The sequence below is a fragment of the Pallidibacillus pasinlerensis genome, from assembly GCF_009996845.1.
In the GTDB taxonomy this organism is placed as follows: Bacteria; Bacillota; Bacilli; order Bacillales; family Caldibacillaceae; genus Pallidibacillus; species Pallidibacillus pasinlerensis.
In genome coordinates, this window is record NZ_JAACYS010000038.1 from 17,824 (window position 1) to 28,899 (window position 11,076).

Genomic DNA, 11,076 nt, shown 5'->3' on the forward strand with positions numbered 1-11,076 from the left:
AAATCGAATTTGTCTATTTATATTAGTTATTTTAAAAATCAATGTTTCATAGAGAATCACACGACTCCCTTTACAAGCAATGGTATGGAAATGTTACTCGTTGCTTTTATTTTTTTGTTTGCGGAGATTTAAATTATACATTTTTTGGAAAGTATATACATACTGTTATTTCTCTCTTTTTCTAGTAAAATTATACTAAAAGAATTATGACGGGGTGCTTTGTATGGAAAAAATCTATAAAAGTTTAAATACATATCCGAAACGGACGATTTTACTATCAGACTTACAAGACCTATTAGGAAGTTTTTTCAAAGACTATGATGACTTTGCGAATACAATTATATCCCTTGAAAATAACGGTGTTTTACAAATGGTGAAGTCAAAAGGGAGGACAACAAGAACGCCATCACTTGCTTATCAATACCGTATTGATAAAAGTAAGCTATCTGCTCGTTTCCATCAAGAAATTCAACAATATCAGAACGAACTCCATCCAGCGATTAATCTCGATGAATATTATCAAAAGGACTCTACCATATGGCAACATGATCTCCCATATCTTTTAAAAATAAATGACTATTTGCATACGAACGGTTTTCCGAAAGAAGTTGTACCGGCACCGGAGCGAAGTTTTGAACTTGTTCAAGATGAGAAGTGGATTACGGAAAAAGGTGGGAAAGAAATACTTGAGCGGGTTGGTTTATTTGAGCGGTTAAAAATTACCCCCGTTTCTGACCCGTTAATGTTTGCGGTAAATCCGAAAACGATTCACTCCACGACCCAATATCATTTAATCGTTGAAAATAAAACAACGTATCAAGGGCTGCTTCCCGCATTAAAGAAAACCGAATTTTCTACTTTAGTTTACGGGAGTGGTAAAAAAGTTATCCAAAGTATTGAACAATTTTCGGAACAATATCCAGTAGAAGCGGAACATGTCTTTTTTTACTTTGGCGATCTAGACAGGGAAGGAATTTCAATTTGGTATTCATTAACGAAAAAAATTCCCGCTCAACTTGCAATGCCCTTTTATGAAGCATGTTTGGAGAAGCAACCTGTGTACGGAAAGGATTACCAAAAACAATATAAAGAGGCACAAACGACGTTTATCAAGCAATTTTCACCAACACAACAAGCGAAAATTGAAGACGTTTTTTCACAAGGAAAGTATTATCCGCAAGAAATATTAAAGTCTAAAGAATTGCAACAGATTTGGAGGGAAGCTGATTGGAAGAAATTGACGTACAACAATTAATGGACGGGTTTCGTGACCGGGTGCGGAGAATTGCCCTGTTTGATCCGTTATATGATTTAGACCGGAAGCGGGAGACGGATTTGAATGGGACGAGGATTGATATGAAAGGTCTTGGTCTTCTGACCCTTCTCTTTTTCTTTGAGCAAAAATTAATTCGTAATAACAAAATCGGTGTAAAGGAATTGGCTTATTTTTTAAAAGAAGCAACGAAACAAGTGTATGTTTTAAAAGATGAGACGTATGAACAACTGGCACGGACCCTTATTCAAACCTTTCGTCCGACAACAGGGAAAAAACGGAGTTATACATTTTTTGATTGGGAAACAAAATCGGAACAGAATATTGAATATTCCATTTTAAAGGCGAACAATTTCGATGCAACTGCCAATGTTCAATATTACACCCTTGATGAAGATGGTCTTGAATTAATTTTTGCCACGAAAGAGTTTTACAGTGAATTTCAACTATCCATTAACCAATTGATTTTGCGGAAGCAACTGGAAAAGGGAGAGTTTAAAGGAGCATTACGACAAATTAACGAAATGCGCATTGATGTCGAAACGCTTCAGGAACGCATTACAAAATTAAAACATGAGATACAGCGGAGTATTATTTCTGAAGAAACTTTTGAGCGGTATAAAGAGCTACTCGATGATATTTATACAAGATTAGAGAGAGAAGACGAAGAATTTAAGGAATTGCGGGATTTTGTAAAAGAAACGAGGGATCGCTTGTACGCGGAAAACATCCACCAAAAGGAACAGAACACGTACGGTTATGTGTTAAAAATTAATCGGGAACTAGAAGAAGTTCATTATGAACATACACAACTATTAGATCAAACGCTCCATTTGAAAAATACGACGTTAATTACAGCGCAAGAATCGCTTTATTATACCGGGATGCAATCCTTTAATTTTGACCAAGATATCGTTTCGCGCATTGTTTCAACACCGTTACCGATGGTAGCGATGAAAGGAATTTTACATCCATTTTTAAAAGTGGAAGAAAATGAATTTTGGTCACCACTTACCGTGCTGGCTGAGCAAAATATTGTAGAAGGTCGGGATGAACGGGTAGAATATCATTTCTATGAAGTAGATGATGATGCGAGTGGGGATCCTTATAAATTATGGCTTACAGAAAAGTATAAAGAACTGATGTCTTACTTTTTACAAGCTTATGAGGAAGGCGAGGCAAACTGTTTATCTGATTTTATGACGTATTTAGAGAACAATGATTTAGCTTCAATTTATGAACATCGATACTTTTATGACTTTTGGATTGTGCTCCATCAACGCTCACCGATAACGAATGAGACTGGTGATGAAGAGGATAATAATACGATTTTTGGTGAAGCCTTCGGATTACTTGGTTCGAGAACTTTAAAAGTAATCGAAACATCGTCCATCATTCAAAAAGTAGACCGCTATTCGATAAGTGAAATGATAATTACATTGGAGGAAGATGAGGATGGATTATTCTGAGCAAACGGTCATTCGAGCCTTTCAAATATATACGAAACTAGCGAAAAACGGTGTCGTTGGCCAAGAAGAAGTACAGCTTTATAATGCAGATGACCGTGTACGGGCACTTTTAGATTTATTTAGTAAGGAAGTGGATAGTGTTATCATTAAAACGAGTGAACAGTTATTTCTTGTCCCGAAAACGAAACTATCTCCCTTTCATGTTAGTAATGATTGGATAAAGCGGAAGTATTTACGATCAGGGGCAACGAATGCGGATATTTATTTACTCTATTTTTGTACCCTTATTCTTTTTGGTAGTTTTTATGACTCGTATCAAAGTCCTGGACCAACTCGTCAATTTATTGGCCTTGATGATTGGATTCGCTTAATTCAAGAAAGAATCGACCATTTAAAATCCCATGATGAAGAAGAACTTAAAGAATATGAAAAAGAATTTTCCTACAACTGGTCTACAATTATTGAAAAATGGGAAGACATGGATGATATAAAAGAAACGGCGAAACGTCAAACCGGAAATACGATTAGTCGGATGAGTTTTCTTGATACGGTAAAACGATTTTTAATAGACCAAGAACTCGTCCAAGATATCGGCAATAATGAAATTACGTTAACGGAAAAAGCAATGACAATTATTCAACGTTTCTTTATGGAAGTCGAGTTCAATAAAGGGATTTTTGAGTTTATTTATGCCTTTGAAAAGGAGGATACGGATGCCAGCCATTAATAAAATTCGCTTAACAAATGTAGTATATGAGGAAGGGAAAAAACGTTACAACGATGAGGTGTTTTTATTTGACGGTTATAACGGAGCTATTTTACTAGAAAATGGTGGCGGAAAAACGGTTTTCATTCAAACTGTATTACAAGCGGTCATTCCCCATACTGATTTAGCCGACCGGAAAATAAAGAATACGTTAGTGTTAGAAAATGCCCCGGCACATATTGCCATTGAATGGTTATTAAATGATAAACCAAGGCGATATCTTGTTACGGCGGTTACATTATTTATGACAAAGGATGGTCTCGATTCTCTCCGCTACGTGTATGAATATGGACCTGGTGATGAACATGGCATTGAAGAAATTCCTTTTGTGCGCCGTGGGAAAGATGGGAATCGTCCGGCTGATCGCGGGGAAATGCAAGATTACTATAGCCATATGAAAGATCGTTTTCCACTCGTTGCACATACCTTTTCTACGATTAAAGATTATCGCAAGTTTATTGAGGAACAATATCATATAATCGTCAATGAATGGGATAGTATTGTGAAGATTAATAGTACAGAAGGTGGCGTAGAAACCTTCTTTGAAAATTGTAAAACGACGACCCAATTATTTGATCGTTTGCTAATTCCGACGGTGGAACATTCAATTGCAGGCCATAATCCGAATCTATTTGCAGATATGTTTGAAAAACAGCTTGATAGTTTAAAAAGATATAAAAAATTGAAAGAAACAATCGAAGAAAATAAACGGATTCAGGAACAACTAGAAAAATACGTTCAAACCTTTGAAAAATTGCATTTAGCCCGTCAAAACTATGAAAAGTCGAAACAGAAGGCAAAGGGAATTTGGGAAGAAATTCATATTCAAAAATCAGAAGTAACGGCCGCTCAACAAAATCTTGAGGAGCTTTTACAAGGGTGGGAACAAAAGAATAAGCGGTATGAGATAAAACAGGCTTCGTATCAAATTGCCGTTGAACAAGAGAAGTTTGATCGTTTACGTGAGGAATTTGAACAGGTGAATGCGGATTATCATAGTAAAAAGGAAGAACTAGATACGTATAATAAGGAGTTTTTCTCACTAAAATTAGCCCAATGTAAACAAGAATTACGTCAGCATGAAGAAGAAATTACCTATGTGGAAAGTGAAATGGATAAGCTTACAGAAAAAGAAGAACTGCATGACTTGGAAATTCAACTTGAACAAGCGAATCAAGCATTACTCGGTTATTTTTTAAAAACAATGGAAGAAATTCAAGATGAGATCAAAGGTCTGCAATATGAATTAAATCCGATTTTAGATTACATTGAAAAAACACAACAGGAAATCGATTCGAACCGAAAATTAGAACAAATGAAACAACAAGACTTGGCAGGTGTTCGAACGACAATTGAAACGCGAACAGGGGATATGAAAAAGTTGGAACAGTCCCTACTTGCCAATCCCGAGCAAGAACAAGTGTATATTGAGTTGGAAAAATGGCAGAATCGTTATCATTTTCTAGATGAAGAAATTATTCGACTGGAGTCAGAAAAGAAATCGAAGAATAAAGAAATTATTGAATTAGATCAAAGGATTGAACGTCAAAAATATAAAAAGAATGATTTAACGAATGAATTGCGGTTAATTGTGACGGCAAAAAATCAAATTGAAGCAGAACAAAGTGAAGTGATTAAACAGTTAAGTTCGCTTCGTCCACAATGGTCAACGCTTGATTCGGTTTATGAACATGAACAGTCGATAGAAAACCGATTAATGGAGACCGTGGAAAAATTAAATCGGGAAAAAGAAGAGTACCTGTACAAAGAACGTGTTGCCTATCGGTTAGTTGACGATTATCAAGAACAGGTGACCTTTTTTAGTGATCCAGTCATTGAAAAGCGGATAAAAACTTGGAAAAACCAATTAGATTATTGTGTAACGGGAATTGAATATTTACAAGGTTTAGATGAAAAAGACTATCAAAATAAAGTAGATTATCCGCTATGGGCGGTTACCCTTGTAACAACGAAAAAGTCAAAGCCTACATTACAAAAGAAAATTGAAGAAATTGCGGATCAACTCCGTTTTCCGATACAAATTTTAACAACAGAAGAAGCAGCACTTATTCAAAAAGAAACGAAGCAAGAAGAGTTTGCTTGGATAACACCATCCCATTGGGAGATGGGGCTGAACGATGAGACCTTTGAACAATGGAAACAAGAAATATTGGTGGAAGCGAAAAAGTCGAAAACGGAACGTGTAGCCAAGGAAAATGAGTTGAAACAGTGGGAAAAGGGATTACACACATTTCGACAGTTTGTTCAAAAGTATCCATATGAAAAAGTAACTGACCTCCACACTAAGCAATCAGAATTAATGAGGGATATTGAAGAGTTGGACCGCCAAATCAATCATTCCATCCAAACTAAAGATGGATTACTTCAGCAAATTGAGCAAATTGAACAAACGGTTAAGCAACATCGGGATGAGATGCAAGGTTTGGAAAGGAAAATTGAGAAGGCGTATGAATATGTGAAGTATCGGCAAGAAGTAGCGGATGCCAAGGCTTCAGAAAAACTTTTATTGGAAGAGATTGCTGAAATTCAAAATAGGGTGAAGCGTCTGGAAACACAGTTGAAGGACTATGCGGAGCAAAAAGAATTTTTAGAAGAAAGAAAGCGGGACCTTGAAGCAGAAATTAGATCAATAGAAAAAAGTGATGAGTATGATGAAGTACGCTCGTTAACGCCAGTCTATACAAACGAAAGTAAAAAAATAATTCAAGATAAAATTCGCACGCTACAATATAAATTACATGAAATAAACACAAGTTATGGAGAATTACAGGTACGTTTGAAAAGTGCACAGGATAATGTCGAACGTTTAACGAGGGAAATGAAAGAGCTGCGTGAAGAAAGCAGTGATTTAGATGAGAATTTAGTTTTCCCAACAGATGGGGAAGAATTAATCCAAAAGCTAAATGTGAAAATTAAAGAAGTGAAGGAAGAGCTTTCTCGATTACAAAGGCAGGTGCAAGAGAAAGCTTCTGCGAGAGACGTTCAAAAGGGGGCATGGCAAAGCAAGGTTCAAAGTTTTGAAGATGTTTATCATGGTGTTGAAATTGTAACATTTACAGATCCATTAGATAAAGTGAAGGTGGATTTACAACAGGAGAAAAAAGCACTTCGAGACGAGAAAAAATATATAGATGAACAAATGCATCAAGTTGAACGAGAACGAAATAGTATTCATGATGCGGAGCGCTTGTTAGAACGATATATTGAAAAACATCATTTCAACGCACCACAAGTTGAAGCGATAAGCTTAAGTGTTGATGAAAAAACAGAGTTTACGTATAATCGGAAAAAATTTGCACGTGTTACCATAAATGAACTTGAAAATCGCAGTCAGCAAGTAGACCATGAAGAAGAACATGTTGGTAAGCAGAAACAAGCCTTTAAACAATTTTGCACGACAATTACAGATTATCGATTACAAAAGATGGCTGAAAATGGTGTGGAATATAAAACAACGTATGAAGATTTACTTGATTTTAAGAAAAATATGACGTTAAACATTGAACGGACAACGAATTATGCCAATGAAAGTATCCGAAGAGAAGATGAAGAATTACAAGCTTATATTAATCGAATTCATGCCCACTTAAAAACGGTAGTCGAAGAATTAAAACATATTCCGAAAAACACGAAAATTAAAGTAGACGGTCAATGGAAAATGATTTATGAATTTAAGATCCCCGAATGGCAGGAAGAAGAAGGTAAACAACGAATCCGTAACCATATTGATTGGATTTTAAAACAATTAGAATCAGACCGTTACTTAAAAGAAGATGATGTTCAAGATGAAGCAAAAATTCGAAAAGATTTAGAAATGTGGCTTCAAACGAAGCAACTTTTACAAATCGTTATGAATAATGAAGCGATGAAAGTAAGTTGTCGTAAAGTAACAAATGAAAATAAAGTGACAACCCGATCCTACTCTTGGGAACAAAGTAATGTTTGGTCCGGTGGAGAAAAATGGAGTAAAAATATGACGTTATTCTTAGGTCTATTAAATTATGTTGCGGAAAAGAAAACACATCAACAAAAACGGATGAAACATAACCGCGCTGTAATTTTAGACAACCCATTCGGAAAAGCATCCAGTGACCATGTGTTAAATCCGGTATTCTTTGTTGCCGAACAATTAGGTTTCCAAATTATTGCTTTGACTGCTCATGCAGAAGGGAAGTTTTTACAAGACTATTTCCCAATCATATATAGCTGTCGTCTACGTGATTCAAAGGATTCCGAAAAACAAATCATGACGAAGGAAAAATGGTTACATCGTGCGTATTTCCAAGACCATGAACCAGAAACATTAGAACGCTTAGCCGAAACGGAACAGATGACGTTGTTTTAAATATGAATAAGTTAACGGGGAACGCTGGTTTTCATATATTGGACAAGGCTAACAACCTTGTCTTTTTTTGGTACAGGGGTGGTACAGGGGGACGGGTTCGGTGTTTCATCCAGTGGTGCTGATACGGAGGGACAGGTCCCTTGTTTCTTTTTTGGGGTAGGTTTAAGGGTGGTACAAGGGGACGGGTACCTCGTACCATTTTGTTTGGTGGAACAGGGGGACGGGTTCCTTGTACCATTTTTTGCAATAGGGGTGAGCGTTTTACTGGGGATAGGATTGTGTGCGGTTAAAGGTTTACTACGGATAATGGGTTGGTTTACTACGGATAAAGAGTGTTTTAATTAGGGATAAGGAGGGATTTCCGAATTAAAAGGGTAATACCTACCGATATGCCATACTTACTAATGATAAACTTCAGCTCACTAATGAAATATTTGTTTTCACTAATGAAAAATTTGTTTTCACTAATGATATATTTAATTTCACTAATGATATATTTAATTTCACTAATGATATATTTAATTTCACTAATGATATATAAAGTTTCACTGCTGATAAAAAGTCCCTAGTCTGGATCCACTGGCTCAAGTTTCAATAAATTTAACTATCTTTCCATTTATCACTTAAAAATCATCCTCCATTTTTTATATTTTCATGTGAAATGGCGAACGATAATAAGAGCAATCTTTTGGGAGGAAATACAAATGAGCCGAAATGCAGCTGAGGTAAATCGTGTTGTAAACGAAGAACACCATGTATATAAAGATCCGAATAAGTGGCATCGGCAAGATACGACTTGGGCATTGAGTTTTTTCGGTACAGCCATTGGAGCGGGAGTTCTCTTTTTACCAATCAGCATTGGACAGGGTGGAGTTCTTACTTTATTTTTAGCACTTATCCTTGCTTATCCAATTGTCTACTTTTCACATAGAGGACTAGCTAAAATGATATACGGTTCAAAGTCTGTGGGAGATGGAATTACAGCGACGGTCCATGAGTACTTTGGGGATAATGGAAGAGTCATTTTTGACATCACTTACTTCATTACTCTTTATGCAATTTTAATTATGTACGCTGTTTCAATTACGAATACGACGATGAGTTTGATTGAAAACCAAGTCGGCGTTACGCCTCCACCAAGAATTTTAGTTTCATTTGTGTTAGTTCTTGGGTTGATTTTCCTTGTTAATAACGGTCAAGACACGATTGTACGAATTATGGAATATATCGTTTATCCATTTATCGCATTTTTAGTTATTATTAGCTTTTTCTTAATACCACAATGGGATTTTACAAATATCTCCTTATTTGGTCGGTTTACAAATGCAGATGGTGGGATCGGGATTGGTGGAATCTTATCAGCAGCTTGGTTAGTTATTCCGATTATTGTGTTCTCGTTTAATCATTTTCCGATTATTTCTTCATTCGTTGTGAAACAGCGGGAAACATACGGAATGAAGCATATTGAGCGGAAGACGGCGCAAATTCAACGAGTCAGTTATATTATTACGGTTGCCGTTGTTATGTTTTTTGGGATTAGTTGTGTGTTAAGTATGTCAGCTGAGGATGTTATGTTAGCCCAAGAACAAAATTTACCAGTTCTTTCTTATTTAGCTAATAAATTTGATATGCCGTTTTTTGTTTGGGCAGCGCCGATTGTTTCCTTTATTGCGATTACAAAATCATTCCTTGGACATTACGTAGGTGCATTTGAAGGAGCACAAGATTTGATCAAAATTTACGGCGAAGCAATGGATAAACAATTTAATGAAAAAACGACTAAAAATATCATTCTCGGTTTTCTTATTATTTCCAGTTGGTTAATCGCTTTTGCCAATCCGAGTATTCTTGATTTAATTGATATGATCAACGCACCGTTAATTGCAGCGATTCTATGTTTATTGCCGATGTATGCTATTTATAAAATTCCTGCACTAGAAAAGTATAGGAAAAATTACATAAGCAATAGTTTTGTTATCATTGTAGGAATTCTTGTGGTGTTATCGAGTATTCGCGTACTATTCTAAGGAATGCAACAGAGGAATGAAACAGAGGGAGAATGGAACAGAGGGACAGGTCCCATGTATCAGAAAATGGTACGACGGACCCGTCCCCTTGTATCACCCTTCCCTTGTACCTCCCCTGGAATGAAAAAGAGAGACAGACCCGGTGAATCAAAAAATGGAACACCGAACCCGTCCCCCTGTACCAACAATAGCGCGGAAAGAAACATGTTTTGGCGCCTTTCCTTTCGTTTTTACAGGCAACTTTCCTTCTGCCCCTTCTGCAAATGCGCGACAGTGACGCTGCACAGGGCATAGGAAGCAACTTGGACTTTTCGGTGTACAAATGAGCGCGCCAAGCTCCATTAACGCTTGGTTAAAATCAGACGGATTATCGTGCGCAATGATACAAGAAACAAGTTGTTCAAACTTTTTTCGCGTGCTCCCTTTTGCAATGTCATCTGTTATATAAAAAATGCGCGATAACACCCGCATGACATTCCCGTCAACCGCGGGCTCAGGAATGTCGTAAGCGATGCTTAATACCGCACCCGTTGTATATGGTCCAACTCCTTTCAACGACGAAAATTGTTCCTTCGATGCCGGCACACATCCATCGTATTTTTCTTTCACTTCTTTTACCGCTGCATGTAAATTGCGAATGCGCGAATAATATCTAAGCCCTTCCCATGCTTTCAACACTTCTTTTTCCTCTGCTTCAGCGAGGGCGTCTAAAGTCGGGAACTTTTCGATAAACTTATAAAAGTAAGGAATGACCGTATCGACGCGCGTTTGTTGCAACATCACTTCCGATACCCATATTTTGTACGGATCTTTTTCTTTTCGCCAAGGCAAATCGCGTTGTTCTTTGACGAACCAATGAATTAAATCGTGCTGAAATTGTTCAATATGAAAATGGTCCAATATTTGTTGTACATTTTCTTTCACGTTCATTCCTCCATGGTGGTAAACTAAAAATGAGTACAATCGGAAAAAGGAGGCCTTTTATTCGGATACAGGTACACACGTTTTAATGGGATTTGCATTAGGTGGATTGGCGACGCTCGATCCAACGATTGCAAACGATCCGACGCTAGCTCACGCGGTGCTTATCGGTACGCTCGTTGGTTCCCAAGCCAGCCCTGAAGAGTAAAATTCTTCGAGATAATTCCACCCAAACTTTGCCAAATATGTGATAA

5 protein-coding genes and 2 pseudogenes are annotated in these 11,076 nt (G+C 36.9%); 6 read left to right on the plus strand and 1 reads right to left on the minus strand.

Annotation, left to right across the window (positions count from 1 at the left end):
* Window positions 1–223 precede the first annotated feature (223 nt).
* The 5 genes from GW534_RS09275 (at window position 224) to GW534_RS09295 (ending at window position 9,901) form a co-directional block, all read left to right on the plus strand.
* Window positions 224–1,255 carry a Wadjet anti-phage system protein JetD domain-containing protein gene (locus tag GW534_RS09275; RefSeq protein ID WP_161920744.1) on the plus strand — a complete coding sequence of 344 codons (1,032 nt, stop codon included), beginning with the start codon at window positions 224–226 and terminating at the stop codon, window positions 1,253–1,255.
* Window positions 1,228–2,742, plus strand: coding sequence for a replicative DNA helicase (locus GW534_RS09280; protein ID WP_161920745.1), 1,515 nt, complete (start codon window positions 1,228–1,230; stop codon window positions 2,740–2,742). The genes GW534_RS09275 and GW534_RS09280 overlap by 28 nt, the downstream gene beginning before the upstream one ends.
* Window positions 2,729–3,469, plus strand: coding sequence for a DUF6063 family protein (locus tag GW534_RS09285; RefSeq protein ID WP_161920746.1), 741 nt, complete (start codon window positions 2,729–2,731; stop codon window positions 3,467–3,469). Before GW534_RS09280 ends, GW534_RS09285 begins: the two co-directional genes overlap by 14 nt.
* A complete protein-coding gene (locus GW534_RS09290; protein ID WP_161920747.1) occupies window positions 3,456–7,874 on the plus strand; it encodes a coiled-coil domain-containing protein in 4,419 nt (1,472 codons plus the stop codon). Before GW534_RS09285 ends, GW534_RS09290 begins: the two co-directional genes overlap by 14 nt.
* 704 nt (window positions 7,875–8,578) lie before the next feature.
* Window positions 8,579–9,901 (plus strand): aromatic amino acid transport family protein, encoded by a 1,323-nt coding sequence (locus tag GW534_RS09295; protein ID WP_161920748.1) that lies wholly within the window; start codon window positions 8,579–8,581, stop codon window positions 9,899–9,901.
* 183 nt (window positions 9,902–10,084) lie between these two features.
* On the opposite strand, the pseudogene mutY reads toward GW534_RS09295, so the two are convergent.
* Window positions 10,085–10,831, minus strand: a pseudogene (gene mutY, locus GW534_RS09300) (A/G-specific adenine glycosylase); the annotation flags it as partial.
* Window positions 10,832–10,910: 79 nt separating this feature from the next.
* On the opposite strand from mutY, the pseudogene GW534_RS16420 reads away from it, so the two are divergent.
* Window positions 10,911–11,015: pseudogene (locus GW534_RS16420) on the plus strand (metal-dependent hydrolase); the annotation flags it as partial.
* Window positions 11,016–11,076 lie beyond the last annotated feature (61 nt).

Bases quoted from the DNA above. Each gene is read 5' to 3' on its own strand.
- GW534_RS09290 (WP_161920747.1), top strand. From the start codon at position 3,456: ATGCCAGCCATTAATAAAATTCGCTTAACAAATGTAGTATATGAGGAA.
- GW534_RS09285 (WP_161920746.1), top strand. From the start codon at position 2,729: ATGGATTATTCTGAGCAAACGGTCATTCGAGCCTTTCAAATATATACG.
- GW534_RS09275 (WP_161920744.1), top strand. From the start codon at position 224: ATGGAAAAAATCTATAAAAGTTTAAATACATATCCGAAACGGACGATT.
- GW534_RS09295 (WP_161920748.1), top strand. From the start codon at position 8,579: ATGAGCCGAAATGCAGCTGAGGTAAATCGTGTTGTAAACGAAGAACAC.